Consider the following 18,966-nt stretch of genomic DNA (forward strand, 5'->3'; position numbering starts at 1 on the left):
GGCGGATCGGGTCAGGGGCGTACGCGCACCGTGCGGGCCTCGAACGACACCAGGTCGCCGTCGTGCAGCTGGCGCCCGCGGCGGCGGTCGACCTCGCCGTTGACCTTCACGAAGCCGTCGATGATCGCCTCTTTCGCGTCGCCGCCGGAGTCGATGAGTCCCGCGAACTTCAGGAACTGGCCGAGGCGGATCACCTCACCGCCGATGGAGACGTCGTCGATAGCGCTCATCCCTGCATCGTATCCGCCCCGGCGCGGGCCTCAGTCGTCGAGGTCGGTGCCGACGACGGCGAAGGCGCTGTCGAGGTCGATGTCGATCGAGCGGTTGTCGCTCGTGAGCACCGACACGTCGTAGGGGCTGACGCTGTCGTCGTCGACGTCGAGGTCGGTGATGAGCCCCTCGGCCTCGTCGAGCGCCGCGGCGACGAGCGAGCGGATGGTCGCCTCGTCGAGGGTCAGCGAGGGCCCGGTGTCGTCACCGTCGGCGGCATCCGTCGACACGATGCTGGTCGCGAGGTCGGCGGTGACGCGCACCTCGGACTCGTCACCGGATGCCGTCTCGAGCGTGACCTCCCACGTACCGTCGCGCTTGGCGTCGATCGAGGTGACCTCGCCGTCGGCGGCGCCGCGGGCGGCATCCGCGATCTCGACGATCTCGTCGGCGGAGTCCGAACCGATGCCGGTCACGGGGCCGCCCTGCTGCGGTGCGCCGTCGTCGGAGCGGTCGTCGCCGCGGTCGTCCTGTCCGCGGTCGTCTCCGCGGTCGTCGTCGTGGCGCTGGCCGTCGGACATCGAGGGGCGGTCGTCGTCGTCGCCGAAGTCGTCGCCGATCGCCGCTCCGATGGCGACGCCGCCGCCGGCGAGCACCACGGCCGCGGCGATTCCTCCGCCGATGAGCAGGGCGCGCTTGCGTCCCGGCTTCGGGGCGGGAGCGGCAGGGGCGGCGGATGCTTCGGCCGAGGGTGCGGTCGGTGCGGGCGTCGTGGCATCCGTCGTCGGGGTCACGGGGACCGTCGGAGCGTCGGGCGTGGACTCGGGCGTCTGGTCGGGGTTCGGGGTCTTGTCGTTCATGGCTTCATGCTCCCGCGACACCGCTGAAGCCACCCTGAAGCGTCCTGAAGCGGTCTTCAGGAACGCGGCTCCGTGCCGCTACCGCGCGAGCGGCAGCGTCACGACGAACCGTGCGCCACCCCAGCGGGAGTCGTCGACGGCGACCGTTCCACCCGAGGCCGCGGCGATACCCCGCACGATCGCGAGCCCGAGTCCGCTGCCGCCGGCGTCGCGGCTTCGCGCCTCGTCGAGGCGCACGAAGCGTTCGAACACCCGCTCCCGCTCGTCGACCGGCACACCCGCGCCGTCGTCCTCGACGGTGACGAACACGTACCCGTCGGCGGGCGCGACCCCGATCGCCACGCGGCCCTGCGCGTGCCGGGCCGCGTTGTCGGCGAGGTTGCGCAGCAACTGCCCGAGCAGGCGCGGGTCACCCTCGACGCGGGCGGCGCGGATGCCGGACCCGTCGACCTCCACCCCCGAGGAGCGCAGTCGCCGCAGCTCTCCGAGCGCGATGTCGTCGAGGTCGACCGGCTCGTGCACCGAGCCGGCACCCTCATCGAGGCGGGCGAGCAGCAGCAGCGACTCCACGATGCCCTGCAGCCGCAGCCCCTCGTCCGACACGACCTCGGCCAGTTCGCCGATGCTCGTGGTCGAGGGGTGGGCCTGGGCGAGCTCGGCGTGCTGGCGGATCACGGCGAGGGGCGATCGCAGTTCGTGCGAAGCATCCGACACGAATCTGCGCTGAGCCGTCGCCGACGCGTCGAGCCGATCGAGCATCCCGTTCATGGTCGACGCGAGTGCCGCGATCTCGTCGGCGGAGTCGGGCACCGCCACCCGGTGGTGCAGGCGTTCGGCGGTGATGCCGTCGACCTCCTCGCGGATGCGACTGACCGGCCGCAGCGCGCGTCCGGTCACGAGCCACGTCGTCACGGCGACGAGCAGCAGCAGCAGCGGAACGGCGACGGTGAGCAGAACCGCGACGGTCGACAGTGTCTCGGCGTCGTTCTCGACCGAGACGGCGAGCACGAGGGTCCGGTCGTCGTCGAGGTCGTCCGAGAGCACGAGCATCGGTTCGTCGTCGATGGTCATCGTGATCGCGTCGTCGGTGACGGGCAGAGCGGTCGAGCCGAGGGCATCCCGCGCCTCTTCGCTGGCGGCGCGCACCGATCCGTCGTCGGCGATGATCTGCACGATCTCGTCATCGAGCCCGCCGAGCCCGCCGAGCCCGTCGGCGCCGTCGGGCCCGCGACCGCCCGGCTGGTCGAGCCGCTCGGCGAGCTCGTCGAGGCGCTGCTCGGCGGAGCGCTCGGTCGCCGAATGGATGCTCCCGCTCAGGATGCCGTAGAACGACACCGCGCCGATCGCCAGCGCCACCGCCACGACGACCGTCGCACCGAGCGTGGTGCGCCCGCGCACCGACCGCCAGCCGCGCCTAGCCACCGTCGGCCGCCAATCGATATCCGGCGCCGCGGATCGTCTCGATGGCCTCGCGGTCGAAGGGCTTGTCGACCTTGCGCCGCAGGTGGCCGACGTAGACCTCGACGATGTTCGGGTCGCCGTCGAAGTCGTCGTCCCACACCCCCTCGATGAGGGTGCGCTTCGAGATCACCTGCCCGCGGTGGCGCATGAGGTATTCGAGCACCGAGAACTCGCGGGCGGTGAGGGTGATCGGCGTCTCGCCGCGCCAGACGTCGTGGGCGGCGGGGTCGAGGCGCAGGTCTCCGGCTTCGAGCACGGCCGGGCGCGCGACCGCCCCGCGGCGCACGAGGGCGCGGATCCGGGCGACGAGGATCGCGAACGAGAACGGCTTCGTGACGTAGTCGTCGGCACCGGTCTCGAGGGCCTCGACCTGGTCCCACTCGCCGTCCTTGGCGGTGAGCATGAGCACGGGCGTCCAGTTCTCCTCGGCGCGCAGCGCCTCGCACACCTTCCACCCGCTCATGCCCGGCATCATCAGGTCGAGCACGATCGCGTCGTAGCGGGTCTCGCGGGCGCGCCAGAGCCCGTCGACCCCGTTGTGGGCGACGTCGACCGCGAACCCTTCGGCTTCGAGCCCGCGGCGCACGGCGTCGGCGAGACGCACCTCGTCGTCGACCACCAGAATGCGCATGCCTCCAGTGTGCTGCCTTTCTGCTGAAGCGCGGCTGAAGTCGGGGCGCGAGGGCTGATCGACGAGCACCGAACCGAGCATCGAGATGCAAGCCCTTCGTCTCGCTCCGCTCGCTCAGGAACCGACACGGGGTCGCTGAGCTTGTCGAAGCGTCCCGGCACGAGGAACCCACCTCACCCGAGGAACGAGAAGAACTCCCGGCGCACGGTGCTGAGATCGGTGCCCTCGCGAGTCGGGTGCACGCGGTTGGTGAGCAGCACGCCGAAGGCGCCCGAGCGCGAGACCGCGAACGCGGTGCCCGTGAAGCCGGTGTGGCCGACGGCATCCGCCCCGCCCATCCAGGCCGCGTCACGCACGCGCAGGCCGACCGCCTGTCCGTACCCGGCATCGGCGGTCGCGGCGGGCGTCGTCATCAGACGGATGCCGTCGGCCGACAGCACGCGTCCGCCGGCGCCGACCCCGTCGTCGCGGATCATGCGCGCGAGCGCCGCCACGTCTTCGACCGCCCCGAAGAGCCCGGCGTGCCCCGCGGGGCGGCCGAGGGCGTGAGCCAACTCGTCGTGCACCTCGCCGCGCACGAGCCCGCGATGAGGCTGCACCTCGGTCGCCACCGCGAGGTCCGCCGAAGGCTGCCAGGTCAACGACGATGCGCCGAGCAACCCCGCGATCTCGGCCACGTGCGCCTCCAACGCCCGCCCCGAGACCCGCTCCACGATCTCGCCGACCGCGATGAATCCGACGTCCGAGTAGCGGTGCATCGAGCCCGGCGACGCGACGAGCGGCGACCGGAGCACCGCCGAGCGCAGCTCCTCCCCGGTGAGTCCGGTCCGCCACATCCGCCCCTCGGCCGGCAAGCCCGACGTATGCGTGAGCAGTTGCCGCAGCGTCACGCCATCGGCCTCCGAGCCGACGGGCACGAACGACCGCACGGGCTCGTCCAGCCCCAGCAGCCCGGCGTCGACGAGCCGCAGCACGGCGACGGTCGTGAACGTCTTGGTGAGCGAGGCGAGGTCGAACAGGTGCGCCGGGGTCAACGGCATCCGCTCGTCATCGGCGGCGGAGCCGAGCACCACCGCACCGTCGTCGATCGACCGCAGCGATGCCCACGCCGACCCCGGGGCGCCGTTCACCACGCGCGACTCACTTGCTCATGCCGGAGGTGAGGCCGTTGATGATCTGCTTGGTGGCCAGCAGGAACAGCACGACCAGCGGGATCGTGGCGATCGTGAGACCCGCGAACAGCTGCGGCCAGTCGGTGGAGTACTCGCCGAAGAAGCGGGTGAGCCCGACGGGCAGCGTGTACGAGTCGCGGTCGCGCAGCAGGATCAGCGGGTAGAAGAAGTCGTTCCACACGGGCACGAAGCGGAAGACGATCACGGTCGCGAGCGCCGGACGCACGAGCGGCAGCAGGATCTGCACGAAGGTGCGGAATGGACCCGCGCCGTCGATGCGCGCCGCCTCTTCGAGCTCGATCGGCAGGGCGCGGAAGAAGACCGTCAGCACGAAGGTCGTGAACGGGATGCCGAGGGCGCCGTACACGAGGATCAGGCTGAACACGTTGCTGGTCATCTTGAGCGAGTCGAGCAGATAGAACAGCGGCAGGATCGCGAGGTGCACCGGCAGCATGAGGCCCGAGAGGAACACCGCCTCGATGCCCCGGAAGAACTTCGCCCGCGCCCGGGCGAACGCGTAGGCCGCGAGCACCGACACGACGGTGGTCACGATGACCGAGCCGACCGTGACGGTGATCGAGTTGACGAAGTAGGTGTCGAAGGATGCCGTGATCCACGCGTTCTGGAAGCTCGTGAACGTCGGCGGCACGGGCAGGCCGAGCGGCTCGGTCGCGATCTGCTGCTGGGTGCGCAGCGAGTTGTTGACCATGAGCAGCAGCGGGCCGATCGCGACGAGCGCGTATCCCCACAGGAACACGTTCGCGAACAGGCGTCCGATGAACGGGGTGTCGTTCGTGCGGCTCGACCGGCGTCGGGGCGCGGCGGGGCGACGGCCCGAGACGATGGCCTCGGTGGTCGGCTCCGGGCGGGTTTCGGTGGCGGTGCTCATCAGAACAGCTTTCGTTCGGCGCGACGCATCGTCGAGGTGATCACGACCGAGATCACCATGATGAAGATGAAGAGGACCGTCGCGAGCGCGGAGGAGACGCCGATCGAGTTCGGGTTGCCCGACTCGAAGGCGGTGCGGTAGAAGAGCAGCATCATCACGTCGGTCGACCCGGCCGGGGCGCCGTTGGATCCGGCGAGGGCGAACGGGATCGCCATCGCCTCCATGCTGCCGATGAAGGTGAGCACGGTGATGATGCCGATCGTGGGCGTGAGCATCGGCAGGGTGATGTAGCGGAAGCGCTTGGCGGCGGTCGCGCCGTCGAGCGACGCGGCCTCCTCGATCTCCTCGGGGATGCCGCCGAGCGCCGCGCCGTAGAGCAGGATCGGGAAACCGAGCCACTGCCAGGCGCTCACGAGCACGATCACCCAGATCGCGAGCTGCGGGTCGCCGAGCCACGGCAGGGCGAGGCTCTCGAGGCCCACGCCGCGCAGGATCGCGTTGACCGGACCGAACAGCGGAGACAGCATGAGCGACCACAGGTAGCCGATGACCATCGGGCTCACGAGGTAGGGGAGCGCGAAGATCGTCTGGAAGAAGCGCTTGGTGCGCTTGCGGCGATGCAGCAGCGTCGCGATGCCGAGGCCGAGTGAGTTCTGGAAGACGAGCGCCCCGGCGAACAGCAGCAGGTTGTGCCCGAACGCGTTCCACAGCTCGGAGGCGTACGGCTCCTTCGTGAGGAGCGTGATGTAGTTGGCGACGCCGGCGAAGCCGCCCTGCTTGGTGCCCTGCCAGTCGAAGAACGAGTAGCTGAGCGCGGCGAGCATCGGGTAGAGGATCAGCACCGCGAAGAGCACGGCCGCGGGCAGCACGAACAGCGCCGCCGTGGGGGTGCTCAGCGCGATGCCCGCGCGGGTGCGGCGTTTCGGGGCGCCCGAGGTGGCGGGGTCGCGCCGGAGGGGGAGGGTCAGGGCCATGGTGTGTCTTTCGCTCCGCGAGGGGGCGCCGGATCGACGCCCCCTCGTGTTCGGATCAGGAACCCGGGGTGAACCAGGTGGAGACCCCGGACTGCAGGTCGGCGCCGAGCTGCTCGGGCGTCTTGTCGCCGAGGAACATCGCCTGGATGTCCGGGCCGAGCACTGCGGTGCCGGTCGGGTCGCCGTAGCGGAAGTCGACGAGCAGCAGGTACGGCGCCGGGTTGGCGGTGTACGCCTCGTTCATCTCCTGCATGAGCGGGTCGGAGTAGGTCACGCCCGGGAGCGCCGAGAACTGGTCGACCTCGTCGGCGACGAGCTGGCCGAACTCCGTCGTGGTCATCCAGTTGAGCAGCTCGGTCGCGGCATCCTGGTTCTCGCTCGCGGCGTTGATGCCGAAGCTGCCGTCGGCGTAGCCCGGGGTGACCGCGTGGTCGAGGGCGCTGCCGGGGGCCGGCGGCACCTCGTACACGCCCCACTCGGTGTCGGGCGCCGAGTTCTGGAACGTCGGCAGGTCGAACGAGCCGCCGGGCCACTGCGCGGCCTGGCCCGAGGTGAACTGCAGCACGGCGTCGGCGACGGCGATCGCGTTGACGTTCTTGTCGAGGTACTTCTGCATGTCCTGCACGATCTGCAGCGACGACACGTAGGCGGGGTCGGTGAAGTCGGTCTCGCCGGCGAGCACCTTCTCCTCGAAGTCGGCGCCGCCGTAGTTGGCCGAGCCCACGATGTCGTGGAACATCGGCAGCACCCAGTCCTCGCGGGCGCCGAGCGCCATCGGCGTCACGCCCTCGTCGAGCAGGGTGTCCTGCAGCTCGATGAACTCGTCCCAGTCGGTGGGCTCCTCGAGGCCCATCTCGTCGAACATCGTCTTGTTGTAGAACATCTGCATGGTCTGGTACGCGAAGGGCACGCCGTAGGTGGCCCCGTCGTCCTTGCCCTGAGCGGCGCGCAGCACGGTCGGGTCGAACTGGTCGAGACCGTCGACGATGTCGTCGATCGGCACGATCTGCTCCGACTGGATCGCGGGCTGGATGCCGCCGTAGGCGCGCAGCATGGCGATGTCGGGTCCGTCGCTGCCCTCGAGGCCGGTGGCGAGGATCTGGTTGTACTCGGTGGGCTGGTAGCCCTCGAACTCGATGGTCACGCCGGGGTGCGATTCCTCGTACTTGTCGAAGACGGCTTCCCACTTCGGCGACGAGGATGCCTGCCAGGACCAGATCTTGAGCGTGACCTCTTCGCCGTCCCCGTCACCGCTGGACGCGGCGGGAGCGCAGCCCGCGACGGCGAGCCCGGTGACGAGAAGGCCCGCGGTGAACGCGAGTCGGGTGGTGCGGTGTCGCATGGGAATCCTCTCGGTTGATGAGAGCCGTCGGACGGGACCGGGGCGCTCTGCTGTGAATGCCTCTGCCCTACTTTGGGCAATGAGTTACAGAAGATCAAGGGCTTTCTGAAAATTCCTTTCACTTATTGATTCGAATCTGCAATCCTTTTGGCGTGACCACCAGCGCGATGACCGCCATCCATCAGAGGCTCTCCGTGCTCACGCCCACGGAGCGCCGGATCGCCTCCCATGTGCTCGCCGATCCGCAGAGCGCGGTCGACAACTCCATCACCCAGCTGGCGCTCGCCGTGGGCACCTCGGTCGCCAGCATCGCCCGATTCACGCAGAGCCTCGGCTTCTCCGGCTACCCCGATCTGCGCCTCGCCCTCGCCACCGAGCTCGACCGCACGGCCTCCGAACGCGAGCGCTTCCAAGTGTCCGAGAGCGATGTCAGTCGCCACGACGACGCCCTCACGACCGTGCGCAAGATCGCCTTCGCCGAGGCATCCGCCATCGAGCGCACCGCGCGCCAGATCGACATCGACGTGCTCGAGACGTGCGTCGGCGCCGTGCGCGGCGCTCGCCGCATCGACATCTACGGCGCCGCGTCGAGCGGACTCGCCGCTCAAGATCTCGAGCAGAAACTGCACCGCGCCGGACTCGTGGCCCAGGCACGCACCGATCTGCATCTCGCGCTCACCGGCGCCGCCCTGCTCGACGAGCGCGACGTCGCCATCGCGATCTCGCACTCCGGGCGCACGCTCGAGATCGTGCAGTCGGCCGAGGTCGCCGCCCGTGCGGGCGCCACCACGATCGCGATCACCAACAACCCGCGCTCGCCGCTCGCGCGGGTCTGCGATCTCGTGCTGTACACCGCCGTCTCCGAGTCGACCTTCCGCTCGGGCGCGATGGCCAGCCGCATCGCGCAGCTCGCAGTGCTCGACTTCCTGTTCACCCGCATCGCCCAGGCCGACTACGACACCATCGCCGACAACCTCCAGCGCACCTTCAACGCCGTCACCGACCACAGAATCGACTGATCACATGCCCGCCCTGCACCTCGGTATCGACCGACTGATCCGCCGCGACATCCGCCCCGATCTGCTCGCCCGCCTCACCGGCGGCAGGATCGGGATGCTGACGAACGACCTCGCACTCACCTCCGGGCTGCTGCGGGGGAGGGAGGCGCTCGCCGCGACGGGCTTCGCGTTCACGCGGCTGTTCGGACCCGAGCACGGGTTGAGCGGGCGGGCGCGCGAGGGAGAACACGTCGGCGACCTGCGCGATCCCGTCACCGGCGTCGAGGTGCGCAGCCTCTACGGCGACGCGGTGCGGCCGTCGGCATCCGATCTCGACGACCTCGATGTCGTTCTCGTCGACCTGCCCGACGTCGGCGCCCGCTTCTACACGTACATCTGGACGATGAGCCACCTGCTCGAGGCCTGCGCCGATGCGGGCGTCGCGGTCGTCGTGCTCGATCGCCCGAATCCGCTCGGCGGGCGGCTCGATCGCGCGGAGGGGCCGATGCTCGACGAGGGCGCGCAGTCCCTCGTCGGCCGCTGGACGATGCCGATTCGCCACGGCCTCACGATCGGCGAACTCGCCCGGCACTGGGTGCGCACGCGCGGCATCGACGTCGAGCTCGAGGTCGTCGAGGTGGCGGGTCTCACCCGTGATGCGGCGATCGGCGGAGGGGAGGGCACCTGGATGCCGCCGTCGCCGAACCTGCCGAGCCCCACCACGACGCTGCTGTACCCCGGAACCTGTCTCGCCGAGGGCGTGAACGTGTCGGAGGGTCGCAGCACCGCCGTGCCGTTCCGCGTGATCGCGGCGCCGTTCATCGACGGGGAACGCTACGCCTCCGCCGTCAACGCCGCGGGCCTGCCGGGACTGGCCGCCGTGCCCTACGGGTTCACCCCGCTCGTGCGCGACCACGCGGGCGAGGCGTGCGAGGGCATCATCCTGCACGTGACGGATGCCGAGGCGCTGCGCCCCGTGTCGGCCGGCGTGCGGTTGCTGTCGCTGATCGAGGAGCTGCACCCGGGCGCGCTCGTCGAGCGCTCGCTCGTGCCGATGCCGGGGGAGTCGGACTGGAGCCCGCTCGAGAAGCTCTTCGGTGTGCGCGGCGCCTTCGCGCAGATCGTCGCGGGCGAGTGGGACGACCCCGCGCGCCTGGCGGTGCCGGACTGGGTGGATGCCGTCGCCGACGACCTCCTGTACGTCTGAGCCCACCCACCCCGCCCCGCACGACTCCGGAGATCCGACGAGACACGCCGCGTCGCGGCATCCGTCCCCCGGCGTGTCGCCCGAGAACTCCGAAGTCGTGCGGGGGCGCGACCGGATCAGCCCAGGGCGATGAGACGGTCGCAGAGTTCCGGGGACAGAGCTCGATCGGCATAGACACGTCGCCGCATGCCCGACGTGAGGGCGTAGTCGGCGGGCGCGTCTCCCTCCCAGACCTGCGCGAGACCCACCCGCTCGAGCGTGCGCCACGACGCGCGGTTGTGGGCGAGCACGCGGGCGGTGACGGGCAGATCGGGGCGGGCGGCGGTCGCCGCGGCCAGGCCCGCACGGCCGACCTCGGTCGCGAGCCCGTGTCCCCAGGCGCCCGGAGTGAGCCGGTAACCGAGGTTCCATGCGGCGGCCTGATGCGGTCGGATCGCAGCCCCGCCGATCCCGATGACCGTTTCGGTGTCGAGGTCTCCGAGGGGCGCGCGCAGTCGCAGCACCCACCAGCCGAGGCCGAACTCCGCCCACGACTTTCCGTGATCGGCCGCGCGAGCCCGGCTCTGGGAGATGTCGGTCTCGACGGCCTCCGGCAGATGCGCCCACGTCGCGGGGTCGGACTGCAGCGCGAAGATCGCGTCAACGGTCCGAGCATCCGCCGAGGCGATGGGAGTGAGGATCAGCCGGTCGGTCACGGTCTCTTCGAACACCTGCCCACGGTACCCGGGCTCGCGCCGCGGTCTACGCGTATGCGCGGGTCAGCTGCCGCACAACTTCGGAGATCCGACGAGACACGCCGCGTCGCGGCATCCGTCCCCCCGGCGTGTCGCCCGAGAACTCCGAAGTTGTGCGGGGGAGAAGCGAGAGCTCCGAAGTTGTGCCGGCGAGAGGCGAGAGGCGAGACCCGAGAGCTCCGAAGTCGTGCAGGAGAACAGCCGGATGCCGTCACTCAGGACGCCGCGAACGCCCTCCGCGCCGCCGCGATCGCGCCCATCGCCCGGGGCCAGCCCACGTAGAACGCCAAGTGCGTGATCGCCTCGACCAGCTCCTCCTCGGTCACGCCGTTGTCGCGGGCGAAGCCCAGGTGGAACTCGAGCTGATCGACGGCCCCGAGCGTGACGAGCGCCGACACCGTGACGAGACTGCGGTCGCGCGGCGAGAGTTCGGGCCTGGCCCAGACCTCGTCGAACAGCACGGCATCCGTGTAGTGGGCGAGGGCCGGGGCGATGTCGCCGACGGAACGCTGCCCGCCCGTCCAGCCGGTCATGCGCCGACCGCCCCGTCGAACTCGGCATCCGTCACGTGCTCTTTCCACGTCGTGGTCGCCGCCGGGTCGTCGCCCGCTTCGAGGATCGCGATGTGCTCCATGAAGCAGCCGGGTGCCGCCGCGTGCCAGTGATCCTGGCCGGGCGGCGTGTAGAGCGTCTGCCCCGGATGCACCTCGATGATGTTGCCGTCGCGGTCGCCGAACCGGGCCACGCCCGAGGTCACGCGCAGGTACTGGCCGCGCGCGTGCGAGTGCCAGGCGGTGCGGGCGCCGGGCGCGAAGCGCACGAGGGCGACGGTCGCGCGCTGGCCCGCCTCGTGCGGGGCGGCGATCACGTCGAGCCAGACGTCGCCGGCGAACTGCTCCGGCGGGTTCTTCGTGGTGGGAACGGATGCTTCGATGTTCATGGTGTCTCCTCTCGAAAGCCGACGGTCAGTCCGTCGTCAGCAGCACCTTGGTCGCACGGCGCTCATCCATCGCCTTGTACCCCTCGGATGCCTCGTCGAGGGGCAGCGTGAGGTCGAAGACGACGCCGGGGTCGATTTCGCGATCCCAGATGAGCTGGATCAGCTCGGGCAGGTAGGCGCGCACGGGAGCGGGCCCGCCGTGCAGGTGCACGCTCGAGAAGAACAGCTCGAAGCCGTCGAGCGAAACGTCGTGCGAGACGCCGACGTATCCGACGTGCCCGCCGGCCCGGGTCGCGCGGATCGCCTGCTCCATCGACTCCTGCGTGCCGACGGCCTCGATCGTGCTGTGCGCACCGAGTCCGCCGGTCAGCTCCTTGATCGCGGCGACGCCGGCATCCCCCCGCTCCTCGACGATGTCGGTCGCACCGAATCTGCGCGCGAGCGCCTGCCGGTCGGCGTGCCGCGACATCGCGATGATGCGCTCCGCACCGAGCTGCTTCGCGGCGAGGATGCCGAGGAGTCCGACGGCGCCGTCACCGACGACCGCGACGGTCTTGCCGGGGCCGGCTTCGGCGGCGATGGCCGCGTACCAGCCGGTGCCGAGCACATCGGATGCCGCGAGCAGCGACGGCACGAGGTCGGCGGAGGGCTCGCCCGGCGTCTTCACGAGGGTGCCGTCGGCGAGGGGGATGCGCGCGTACTGCGCCTGGGTGCCGACGGATCCCATCATCACCTGGTGCACGCAGCGCGACTGGTAGCCCGCCTGGCAGATCTCGCAGGTGTTGTCGGAGGCGACGAATGAGCCGACGACGTAGTCTCCGGGGGCGACGGAGGTCACGGAATCGCCGACGGTCTCGACGACACCGATGTACTCGTGGCCCATCCGCTGTCCGTGCGGGGCGAGGGGCTCGAGGCCGCGGTACGGCCAGAGGTCCGACCCGCAGATGCAGGTCGCGGTGACGCGGATGATCGCGTCGGTCGGCTCGACGATGACGGGCATCTCGAGGTCTTCGGTCCGGACATCGCCGGGGGCGTGCATGACGACTCCACGCATGTGGGTGGTCTCCTTCTCTGAGTGGATGCTTCCCACTGTGCGCCTCGCGCGACGGGGGAGGGAGTCCCTGCGAAGGGGTGTACCGGCAGGGCACCCCTCACGCCTCCCGCAGAGGCGACCTGCGACCTACCCTGAAGTCATGGACAACCGATCCGAGGTGCGCGAGTTCCTGATGACCCGCCGCGCACGGCTCACCCCCGAGGCGGTGGGACTCACCGCCGGCACCAACCGTCGTGTCGCCGGGCTGCGGCGCAGTGAGGTCGCAGCGATCGCCGGGGTGAGCGTGGAGTACTACGCGAAACTCGAACGGGGCGCGCTCGCCGGGGCGTCGGCATCCGTTCTCGATGCGCTGTCGCGGGCGCTGCTGCTCGACGAGGCCGAGCGGGCGCATCTGCTCGACCTGGCGCGCGCCGCCGACGGCGTGCCCGCCAGTGGGCGTGCGCGCCGCCGGGCGACGAAGCAGAGCGCCCCGCGCCCGAGTCTGACATGGGCGCTCGCCGCGATGACGGATGCCGTGGCCTTCGTGCGCGACGCGAACCAGAACCTGCTCGCGACCAACGAGCTGGGCCGCGCGTTCTACTCGCCCGTGATCGGCGATGGCGGGCGCACCCCGAATCTCGCGCGCTTCCAGTTCCTCGACCCCGCGTCGCGGGACTTCTACCCGGACTGGGATCTCTTCGCGAGCATGTGCGTCGGGATCATGCGCGCCGAGGCGGGCCGCGACCCACACGACAAGGGCATGCAGGATCTGGTGGGCGAGCTGTCGACCCGTAGCGAGGTCTTCCGCGCGTTGTGGGCGGCGCACGATGTGCGGATCCACGGCACCGGCACGAAGCGGTTCCGGCACCCGGTCGTCGGTGAGCTGACGCTCGCCTACGAGGAACTCGCGATCACCGCCGAGCCCGGCAACGTGCTCATGATCTACACCGCCGAACCCGGATCGCCGTCGGCCGAGCGGCTGCATCTGCTCGCCTCGTGGGCGGCGGAGCATCCTCCCGTCGAAGTCGCCACCGAATCCGCGTAAGAAAATCGCACCGGTCTCGTCGTAGTACATGGCGCCGTTCCCTCATCGCGCGCCACGTCTTCGGTCCGTCTCCCCGTCGGACCGGGGCATCACGGAGGGGAGGAGGCTGGGGAGCATCCTCCCCTCCCTCTCCGTTTCAGGCCCGCGCGCGGTCAGGGCGCGACGGGGTAGTGGCTCGTGATCGCGATCCGGTTCCAGCTGTTGATCACGACGACGAGCCAGGTGACCGCGGCGATCTGCTTCTCGGTCAGCACGTCTTCGGGCGTGATGCCGCGATCGGGCAGACGCCCGTGGTCGCCGATCAGCGTCACCCGCTCGGCGATGACGAGGGCGGCCTGCTCCTCGAGGCTGAAGTACTGCGACTCCCACCAGCCGGCGAGCACGGCCAGTCGGTCGGCGGTCTCGCCGTGCTTCACGGCATCCGCGGCGTGCATGCGCAGGCAGAACGCGCAGCCGTTGAGCTGCGAGGCCCGCACTTTCACCAGTTCGACGAGCAGCGGGGAGAGCCCGGCATCCGCCCCGGCCTCGGCGGCCGTGCCCGCGAACGCGAGCATCGCCTGGTAGGGAGCAGGGTAGGTCTTGCCGATGTTGACGTGCGACACGTTGTCTCCTTCGTCGGCGCGGGGTGCGCCGTCGAAGTGTTGACGCCGTAGGCGGGGAAAGTGTGACGGACGGTGCGCGTAACTCCGGAAGACCTTGTGCCGCCGGCCCCGATTCGGTCGAATCCGGCCCGAACCCTCCGATTCTCCGGAGTCACGCGCACCCCGCGTCCCCAACTCAGGAAGATCAGGGCTCGGGCGGTCCGAATCGACTGTTCTCGGTGCGGTTTCGCCCGTTGTTCCTGAGTTGGGTACAGCTCCGGTACCGGTCTGAGCCGGTTGCGGTTCATAACTCCTCGAAAACGAGTCTGCGGAGTCCGAAAGCGGTGCGAACTTGGCGGTTCGCCGATGTTCTTCCGGAGTTATGAACGCGCGATCGCCGAGGCCAGCCCCGCGATCAGCGGATTCTCGTCGAGCGGATCGGTGATCACGGCGGTCACGGCGGCGAGATCGAGCACGGGGAAGCGCGAGACCGCGCCGATCTTCTCCTCGCTCGCGAGCACGATCGTCTCGGCGCAGCGCTCGGCGATGGCGCGCTTGGTGACGGCGTCGTCGAGGCTGCCGGTGGTGAGGCCGTGCTCGGGGTGGATGCCGGTGGCGCCGAGGTAGAACGTGTCGGCGGCGAGGTGGCGGATCGCCTCCATCGCGAGCGCGCCCCCGGCGACCATCGAGTGCCGCGACAGCTCACCGCCGATCATGACGACCCGCGCATCGGAGTGCGCGGCGACCGCGAGGGCGATCGCGGGGCTCGGGGTGATGACGGTGAGATCGGCGCCGGACGGCAGCAGACGGGCGAGGGCGAGGGTGGTCGTGCCGGCGTCGAGCACGATGGTCGAGCCCGGACGGATGCCGTCGGCCGCACGCCGGGCGACCCGCTCCTTGCTCGCCGTCGCGAGGCCCGACCGCTCGTCGACGGGGCGGTCGGCGGCGGGCACCGGGAGGGCGCCGCCGTAGACGCGGATGACCTTGCCCTCGTCGGCGAGTTCGCGCAGGTCGCGGCGGATGGAGTCCTCGGAGAGCGCGAGTTCGGCGGCGACGTCCTTCGCGACGACCCGGCCGTCACGGGCGAGGATCTCGAGCAGGTGGGTTTTGCGCTGCGCACCGAGCATTTTGCGTTCCTTCATGAAGTTGCACGTTCTTGCACGGTTAACGCTACAGTCTTCGGCATGAGAACTCCACTGCTGATCCTGATCGCCGGCCCTTACCGCTCCGGAACCGACGGCGACCCCGCGCGCATCGCCGCCAACCTCGAGCGGCTCGAGGAGGCATCCGCTCCGATCTTCCGCCTCGGGCACGTGCCGATGATCGGCGAATGGGTCGCGCTGCCGATCCTGCGCACGCTCGGTCCCGACCGGAGCGCCGAGGAGAGCCTCGATGGCGACGTGATGTACGAGACCGCGCACCGACTGCTGCAGCACTGCGATGCGGTGCTGCGTCTGCCCGGGGCATCCACCGGCGCCGACACGGACGTCGAGATCGCCCGCCAGCGCGGGCTGCCGGTGTTCTTCTCGATCGACGAGATCCCGGCGGCCTGAGCGATTCGAACGCCCCGCGCGGGAACCTAGGCTGGAGGCATGACCAAGAACCTCTGGAGCATCCTCGGCGTCATCGTGGCGATCGTGATCGCCTGGTGGATCGTGAGCGCGCTGTTCTCGATCCTCTGGTTCGTCGCCAAGCTCGCCATCGTGCTGGTCGTCGCGGTCGTGGTCTTCCTCGTGCTGCGCGGGCTGTTCAGCTCGCGGTCGACCGACTGACCGAAGCGTCGGGGAACGCGACACCCGTCAGCTCCTCCGACAGCCGCCAGATGCGCGCGGCATCCGCCTCGCTGCGCAGCCGGGAGTAGAGCGGCTGCTCGGCCGGTGCACCGCCGAGGTGTCCGGGTCCCTTCGGGCCGTAGAGGCGACGGGCCCGGGCATCCGATGACGTCGCCGCGTACAGCGCGGGCAGCGCCGCGGTCTCGGGAGTGCCCAGCAGGATGCCGCGCGCCGAGGCCCAGCGGATCACGCGCACCCCCACGGTGTCGCGTGACCGCCCGAGCTCGGGTCGCGCCGCGAGCAGGTTCGTCGGAGCGACACCCGGGTGCGACAGATTGCTCGTGATGCCCCAGCCGTGGGCCGCGCTGTGACGGTCGAGCTCGAGCCCGAACATCCCGAACGCGATCTTGGACTGGCTGTAGGCGCGTCCGCCGTTGTACGAACGCTCCCACGCGAGGTCGTCCCAGTTGATGGCGCCCTGGTTCGCGGCGACGCTCACCTGCGAGGTGACGCGTGCTCGCCCGGCCCGCAGCAGCGGAAGCAGGTGCCCGACGAGGGCGAAGTGGCCGAGATGGTTGGTGCCGAACTGCAGCTCGAAGCCGTCGGCGGTGGTCTGGCGATCGGGTGGAGTCATGACGCCGGCGTTGTTCACGAGCAGGTGGATCGGTCGTCCGTCCGACAGCAGGCTCTCGCCGAGTGCGGCGACGGATGCCAGTGACGAGAGGTCGAGCGCGGCGATCTGCACGCGGGCGTCGGGCGCGGTGGCGCGGATGACGGATGCCGCGGCCTCGCCCTTCGCCGGATTGCGCACGGGCAGCACCAGCTCGGCGCCGGCGGCGGCGAGGCGGGTCGCGATGCGCAGGCCGATGCCGTCGCTGCCTCCCGTGACGACGGCGCGGCGGCCGGTGAGGTCGGGGATCTCGATGTCGATGCTTCTGCGGGCCATGGTGCGCTCCTTCGTGGTCTGCTTCCAGCGTGCGGTCGTCGGCCCCGCGCATCCAGGACACGTCATGCAGTGGATACGCCTCGGCCGCGGGTGCGAGGATCGGTGCGGCGAAAGGACGGTGCCGGATGGTGATCGACAGAGAGGCGCTGGCGGGGTTCCTGCGACTGCGCCGAGACAGCCTGCAGCCGGAGGACGTCGGGCTGCACCGGGGTCAGCGCCGCCGCACCGAGGGGCTGCGCCGGGAGGAGGTCGCGGCGCTCAGCCATATGTCGGCCGACTACTACGCCCGTCTCGAACGCGGCGACGGGCCGTTGCCCTCGGAGCAGATGATCGCCGCGATCGCGCAGGGCCTGCACCTCACGATCGACGAGCGCGACCACCTCTTCCGCCTCGCGGGGCACGAACCGCCACCGCGCGGGGGAGCGGGCGACCACATCGGCCCGGGCATGCTGCGCATCTTCGACCGCCTGGGCGACACCCCGGCCGAGATCGTCAGCGAGCTCGGCGAGACACTGCGGCAGACGCCGCTCGGGATCGCGCTGACGGGCGATACGGCATCGTTGCGCGGTCCCGAGCGCAGCATCGGATATCGCTGGTTCAGCGACCCGCGCACGCGCGAGCTGTACGCCGAGGATGAGCACGACTACCTCTCCCGGCTCTGGGTGTCGGGGTTGCGCGAGGTGATCGCACGGCGCGGCCCCCGGTCGCGAGCGGCGGCGATCGCCGACGATCTGCACGCGCAGAGCGCCGAGTTCCGGGAGATCTGGGAGACGCACGAGGTCGGGCTCCGCCCGCACGAGACGAAGCGCTTCGTGCACCCGGATCTCGGGGCGCTCGAACTCACCTGTCAGAGCCTGCTCGATCCGGAGCAGTCGCAGGCGCTGCTCGTGTACACGGCGATCCCCGGGAGCGAGAGCCACGAGAAGCTGCGGATGCTGTCGGCCCTGGCCCCTCGCGTTGCGGTCTGAGATAGTGCGTACGATCGTACGCATACGGTGATACCCTCGATCCATGACCGACTACTTCGCGGGCGATCCCCGCACGCAGCGGGAGCGGATGCTCGCCGGCGACCTGTACATCGGCGACGACCCCGAGCTCGCCGCCCGCACGGCCCGCGCCGCGCGCCTGGCCGTCCTCTACCACCGGCAGACGATCTCGGGCGACCCGGCCGCGCGCGGCTGGCTGCAGGACCTCATCGGCGACCTCGGCGACGACGTCGCGATCCGTCCGCCCCTGCACGTCGACTACGGCGATCACATCTCGATCGGCGCGCGCACCTTCGTGAACTTCAACCTCACGGCACTCGACGTCGCCACGATCACGATCGGTGCCGACTGCCAGATCGGTCCGAACGTGCAGTTGCTCACGCCCACGCATCCGATCGACCCGACGATGAGGCGCGACAAGCTCGAGGCCGCCGAACCCATCGTCATCGGCGACAACGTGTGGCTCGGCGGGGGAGTGATCGTGTGCCCCGGCGTGACCATCGGCGAGAACTCCGTGATCGGCGCGGGCGCCGTCGTCACCCGCGACATCCCGGCGAACGTCGTCGCCGTCGGCAACCCGGCACGCGTGATCCGCGAGATCGACACGGCCGATGGCGCCTGAACCGGGCAGTCGCCGCGGGCGCCAGAACGATCCCGCGCGCCGCGACCGCATCATCGACGCCTGCCTCGACGTCGTCGCCGAGTCCGGCGTCGCGGGGGCGTCGCACCGTCGCATCGCCGAGGCCGCCGGTGTGCCCCTCGGGTCGATGACCTACTACTTCGACGGCATCGACGACCTGCTGCGGGAGGCGTTCACGCGCTTCGGCACCGAGATCAGCGAACGGTTCGAGAAGCGGATGGCGGCGGCATCCGACCCCGCCGAGGCGCGCGCCGCGGTGGTCGAGCTGATCCTGCGCGACGTGTTCGGCGATGCGCGCGAGCTCGTTCTCTCGCACGAGATCTACACGCTCGCCGCCCGCGATCCCGCTTACCGGGCCATCACGACGGCGTGGATGGCCCGGAGCCGCGTGGCCCTCGAACGGCACTTCGACCCGCAGACCGCCCGGATGCTCGACGCCCTGATCGAAGGCCTCTCGATCCATCGCGCCCTCGATGACGACGAGCGCGACCCGGCCGAGGTCGCCATCGCCGTCGAGCGCATCACCACTCGCTGACCTCGGAAGA

At 70.4% G+C, this 18,966-nt stretch carries 23 protein-coding genes; 8 read left to right on the top strand and 15 right to left on the bottom strand.

Annotated elements, in window-relative coordinates; genetic code table 11:
* Positions 1–11: 11 nt before the first annotated feature.
* The 8 genes from KZC52_RS11220 to KZC52_RS11255 all read right to left on the bottom strand — a co-directional run bounded on the left by KZC52_RS11220 (position 12) and on the right by KZC52_RS11255 (position 7,539).
* Positions 12–230, bottom strand: a complete 219-nt coding sequence (locus KZC52_RS11220; RefSeq protein WP_247624123.1) for an RNA-binding S4 domain-containing protein — start codon at positions 228–230, stop codon at positions 12–14.
* Positions 231–260: 30 nt separating this feature from the next.
* Positions 261–1,070, bottom strand: a complete 810-nt coding sequence (locus tag KZC52_RS11225) for a hypothetical protein (RefSeq protein WP_247624124.1) — start codon at positions 1,068–1,070, stop codon at positions 261–263.
* A gap of 78 nt (positions 1,071–1,148) precedes the next feature.
* The gene (locus KZC52_RS11230) at positions 1,149–2,492 is read right to left on the bottom strand and encodes a HAMP domain-containing sensor histidine kinase (RefSeq protein ID WP_247624125.1); all 1,344 of its coding nucleotides are present in this window, start codon (positions 2,490–2,492) and stop codon (positions 1,149–1,151) included.
* Complete coding sequence (locus KZC52_RS11235) at positions 2,485–3,162, bottom strand: response regulator transcription factor (protein ID WP_247624126.1); 678 nt, start codon at positions 3,160–3,162, stop codon at positions 2,485–2,487. Before KZC52_RS11235 ends, KZC52_RS11230 begins: the two co-directional genes overlap by 8 nt.
* A 173-nt stretch (positions 3,163–3,335) precedes the next feature.
* Entirely contained in the window at positions 3,336–4,295 is a 960-nt protein-coding gene (locus KZC52_RS11240; protein WP_247624127.1) for a serine hydrolase domain-containing protein, read from the bottom strand.
* A 7-nt stretch (positions 4,296–4,302) separates the two neighbouring features.
* Complete coding sequence (locus tag KZC52_RS11245) at positions 4,303–5,223, bottom strand: carbohydrate ABC transporter permease (RefSeq protein ID WP_247624128.1); 921 nt, start codon at positions 5,221–5,223, stop codon at positions 4,303–4,305.
* The gene (locus KZC52_RS11250) at positions 5,223–6,197 is read right to left on the bottom strand and encodes a carbohydrate ABC transporter permease (RefSeq protein WP_247624129.1); all 975 of its coding nucleotides are present in this window, start codon (positions 6,195–6,197) and stop codon (positions 5,223–5,225) included. Before KZC52_RS11250 ends, KZC52_RS11245 begins: the two co-directional genes overlap by 1 nt.
* 55 nt (positions 6,198–6,252) lie before the next feature.
* On the bottom strand, positions 6,253–7,539 hold the full coding sequence (locus KZC52_RS11255; RefSeq protein WP_247624130.1) for an ABC transporter substrate-binding protein: 1,287 nt from the start codon (positions 7,537–7,539) through the stop codon (positions 6,253–6,255).
* Between the two features lie 152 nt (positions 7,540–7,691).
* On the opposite strand from KZC52_RS11255, the gene KZC52_RS11260 reads away from it, so the two are divergent.
* Entirely contained in the window at positions 7,692–8,558 is an 867-nt protein-coding gene (locus KZC52_RS11260) for a MurR/RpiR family transcriptional regulator (RefSeq protein ID WP_247624131.1), read from the top strand.
* 4 nt (positions 8,559–8,562) lie between these two features.
* The gene (locus KZC52_RS11265; RefSeq protein WP_247624132.1) at positions 8,563–9,744 is read left to right on the top strand and encodes an exo-beta-N-acetylmuramidase NamZ family protein; all 1,182 of its coding nucleotides are present in this window, start codon (positions 8,563–8,565) and stop codon (positions 9,742–9,744) included.
* A 116-nt stretch (positions 9,745–9,860) separates the two neighbouring features.
* Here KZC52_RS11265 and KZC52_RS11270 read toward each other — a convergent pair whose 3' ends face one another.
* The 4 genes from KZC52_RS11270 to KZC52_RS11285 all read right to left on the bottom strand — a co-directional run bounded on the left by KZC52_RS11270 (position 9,861) and on the right by KZC52_RS11285 (position 12,472).
* On the bottom strand, positions 9,861–10,454 hold the full coding sequence (locus tag KZC52_RS11270) for a GNAT family N-acetyltransferase (protein ID WP_247624133.1): 594 nt from the start codon (positions 10,452–10,454) through the stop codon (positions 9,861–9,863).
* A gap of 239 nt (positions 10,455–10,693) precedes the next feature.
* Positions 10,694–11,011, bottom strand: a complete 318-nt coding sequence (locus KZC52_RS11275; RefSeq protein ID WP_247624134.1) for a carboxymuconolactone decarboxylase family protein — start codon at positions 11,009–11,011, stop codon at positions 10,694–10,696.
* Positions 11,008–11,418, bottom strand: a complete 411-nt coding sequence (locus KZC52_RS11280; RefSeq protein ID WP_247624135.1) for a (R)-mandelonitrile lyase — start codon at positions 11,416–11,418, stop codon at positions 11,008–11,010. Before KZC52_RS11280 ends, KZC52_RS11275 begins: the two co-directional genes overlap by 4 nt.
* Positions 11,419–11,443: 25 nt before the next feature.
* A complete protein-coding gene (locus KZC52_RS11285) occupies positions 11,444–12,472 on the bottom strand; it encodes a zinc-dependent alcohol dehydrogenase family protein (RefSeq protein WP_247624136.1) in 1,029 nt (342 codons plus the stop codon).
* Between the two features lie 139 nt (positions 12,473–12,611).
* On the opposite strand from KZC52_RS11285, the gene KZC52_RS11290 reads away from it, so the two are divergent.
* Positions 12,612–13,496: a helix-turn-helix domain-containing protein gene (locus tag KZC52_RS11290; RefSeq protein ID WP_247624137.1), complete on the top strand. Its 885-nt coding sequence runs from the start codon at positions 12,612–12,614 to the stop codon at positions 13,494–13,496.
* A gap of 152 nt (positions 13,497–13,648) precedes the next feature.
* Here the strand turns inward: KZC52_RS11290 and KZC52_RS11295 are convergent, their stop codons facing one another.
* Both KZC52_RS11295 and KZC52_RS11300 read right to left on the bottom strand, forming a co-directional pair.
* The gene (locus KZC52_RS11295) at positions 13,649–14,098 is read right to left on the bottom strand and encodes a carboxymuconolactone decarboxylase family protein (RefSeq protein WP_247624138.1); all 450 of its coding nucleotides are present in this window, start codon (positions 14,096–14,098) and stop codon (positions 13,649–13,651) included.
* 359 nt (positions 14,099–14,457) lie between these two features.
* Positions 14,458–15,219 (bottom strand): DeoR/GlpR family DNA-binding transcription regulator, encoded by a 762-nt coding sequence (locus tag KZC52_RS11300; RefSeq protein WP_247624139.1) that lies wholly within the window; start codon positions 15,217–15,219, stop codon positions 14,458–14,460.
* Between the two features lie 42 nt (positions 15,220–15,261).
* Between KZC52_RS11300 and KZC52_RS11305 the strand changes: the two genes are divergently transcribed.
* Together KZC52_RS11305 and KZC52_RS11310 are read left to right on the top strand one after the other, a co-directional pair.
* On the top strand, positions 15,262–15,630 hold the full coding sequence (locus KZC52_RS11305; protein ID WP_247624140.1) for a DUF4406 domain-containing protein: 369 nt from the start codon (positions 15,262–15,264) through the stop codon (positions 15,628–15,630).
* Positions 15,631–15,669: 39 nt separating this feature from the next.
* Positions 15,670–15,849, top strand: coding sequence for a hypothetical protein (locus KZC52_RS11310; RefSeq protein ID WP_247624141.1), 180 nt, complete (start codon positions 15,670–15,672; stop codon positions 15,847–15,849).
* On the opposite strand, the gene KZC52_RS11315 is transcribed toward KZC52_RS11310, so the two are convergent.
* Positions 15,827–16,795 (bottom strand): SDR family oxidoreductase, encoded by a 969-nt coding sequence (locus tag KZC52_RS11315; protein ID WP_247624142.1) that lies wholly within the window; start codon positions 16,793–16,795, stop codon positions 15,827–15,829. The two genes, KZC52_RS11310 and KZC52_RS11315, sit on opposite strands and share 23 nt — an antisense overlap.
* Positions 16,796–16,920: 125 nt before the next feature.
* On the opposite strand from KZC52_RS11315, the gene KZC52_RS11320 reads away from it, so the two are divergent.
* The 3 genes from KZC52_RS11320 to KZC52_RS11330 are packed head-to-tail and all read left to right on the top strand — an operon-like array spanning position 16,921 to position 18,956.
* Complete coding sequence (locus KZC52_RS11320) at positions 16,921–17,763, top strand: helix-turn-helix transcriptional regulator (protein ID WP_247624143.1); 843 nt, start codon at positions 16,921–16,923, stop codon at positions 17,761–17,763.
* A gap of 43 nt (positions 17,764–17,806) precedes the next feature.
* The gene (locus KZC52_RS11325) at positions 17,807–18,403 is read left to right on the top strand and encodes a sugar O-acetyltransferase (RefSeq protein WP_247624144.1); all 597 of its coding nucleotides are present in this window, start codon (positions 17,807–17,809) and stop codon (positions 18,401–18,403) included.
* The gene (locus KZC52_RS11330; protein WP_247624145.1) at positions 18,393–18,956 is read left to right on the top strand and encodes a TetR/AcrR family transcriptional regulator; all 564 of its coding nucleotides are present in this window, start codon (positions 18,393–18,395) and stop codon (positions 18,954–18,956) included. Before KZC52_RS11325 ends, KZC52_RS11330 begins: the two co-directional genes overlap by 11 nt.
* Positions 18,957–18,966 lie beyond the last annotated feature (10 nt).

The sequence above is a fragment of the Microbacterium galbinum genome (assembly GCF_023091225.1).
Classification (GTDB): Bacteria; Actinomycetota; Actinomycetes; order Actinomycetales; family Microbacteriaceae; genus Microbacterium; species Microbacterium galbinum.

Bases quoted from the DNA above. Each gene is read 5' to 3' on its own strand.
- KZC52_RS11275 (WP_247624134.1), bottom strand. From the start codon at position 11,011: ATGACCGGCTGGACGGGCGGGCAGCGTTCCGTCGGCGACATCGCCCCG.
- KZC52_RS11265 (WP_247624132.1), top strand. From the start codon at position 8,563: ATGCCCGCCCTGCACCTCGGTATCGACCGACTGATCCGCCGCGACATC.
- KZC52_RS11325 (WP_247624144.1), top strand. From the start codon at position 17,807: ATGACCGACTACTTCGCGGGCGATCCCCGCACGCAGCGGGAGCGGATG.
- KZC52_RS11320 (WP_247624143.1), top strand. From the start codon at position 16,921: ATGGTGATCGACAGAGAGGCGCTGGCGGGGTTCCTGCGACTGCGCCGA.
- KZC52_RS11315 (WP_247624142.1), bottom strand. From the start codon at position 16,795: ATGGCCCGCAGAAGCATCGACATCGAGATCCCCGACCTCACCGGCCGC.
- KZC52_RS11225 (WP_247624124.1), bottom strand. From the start codon at position 1,070: ATGAACGACAAGACCCCGAACCCCGACCAGACGCCCGAGTCCACGCCC.
- KZC52_RS11305 (WP_247624140.1), top strand. From the start codon at position 15,262: ATGAGAACTCCACTGCTGATCCTGATCGCCGGCCCTTACCGCTCCGGA.
- KZC52_RS11330 (WP_247624145.1), top strand. From the start codon at position 18,393: ATGGCGCCTGAACCGGGCAGTCGCCGCGGGCGCCAGAACGATCCCGCG.
- KZC52_RS11300 (WP_247624139.1), bottom strand. From the start codon at position 15,219: ATGAAGGAACGCAAAATGCTCGGTGCGCAGCGCAAAACCCACCTGCTC.
- KZC52_RS11235 (WP_247624126.1), bottom strand. From the start codon at position 3,162: ATGCGCATTCTGGTGGTCGACGACGAGGTGCGTCTCGCCGACGCCGTG.
- KZC52_RS11290 (WP_247624137.1), top strand. From the start codon at position 12,612: ATGGACAACCGATCCGAGGTGCGCGAGTTCCTGATGACCCGCCGCGCA.
- KZC52_RS11285 (WP_247624136.1), bottom strand. From the start codon at position 12,472: ATGCGTGGAGTCGTCATGCACGCCCCCGGCGATGTCCGGACCGAAGAC.
- KZC52_RS11280 (WP_247624135.1), bottom strand. From the start codon at position 11,418: ATGAACATCGAAGCATCCGTTCCCACCACGAAGAACCCGCCGGAGCAG.
- KZC52_RS11310 (WP_247624141.1), top strand. From the start codon at position 15,670: ATGACCAAGAACCTCTGGAGCATCCTCGGCGTCATCGTGGCGATCGTG.
- KZC52_RS11250 (WP_247624129.1), bottom strand. From the start codon at position 6,197: ATGGCCCTGACCCTCCCCCTCCGGCGCGACCCCGCCACCTCGGGCGCC.
- KZC52_RS11220 (WP_247624123.1), bottom strand. From the start codon at position 230: ATGAGCGCTATCGACGACGTCTCCATCGGCGGTGAGGTGATCCGCCTC.
- KZC52_RS11245 (WP_247624128.1), bottom strand. From the start codon at position 5,223: ATGAGCACCGCCACCGAAACCCGCCCGGAGCCGACCACCGAGGCCATC.
- KZC52_RS11255 (WP_247624130.1), bottom strand. From the start codon at position 7,539: ATGCGACACCGCACCACCCGACTCGCGTTCACCGCGGGCCTTCTCGTC.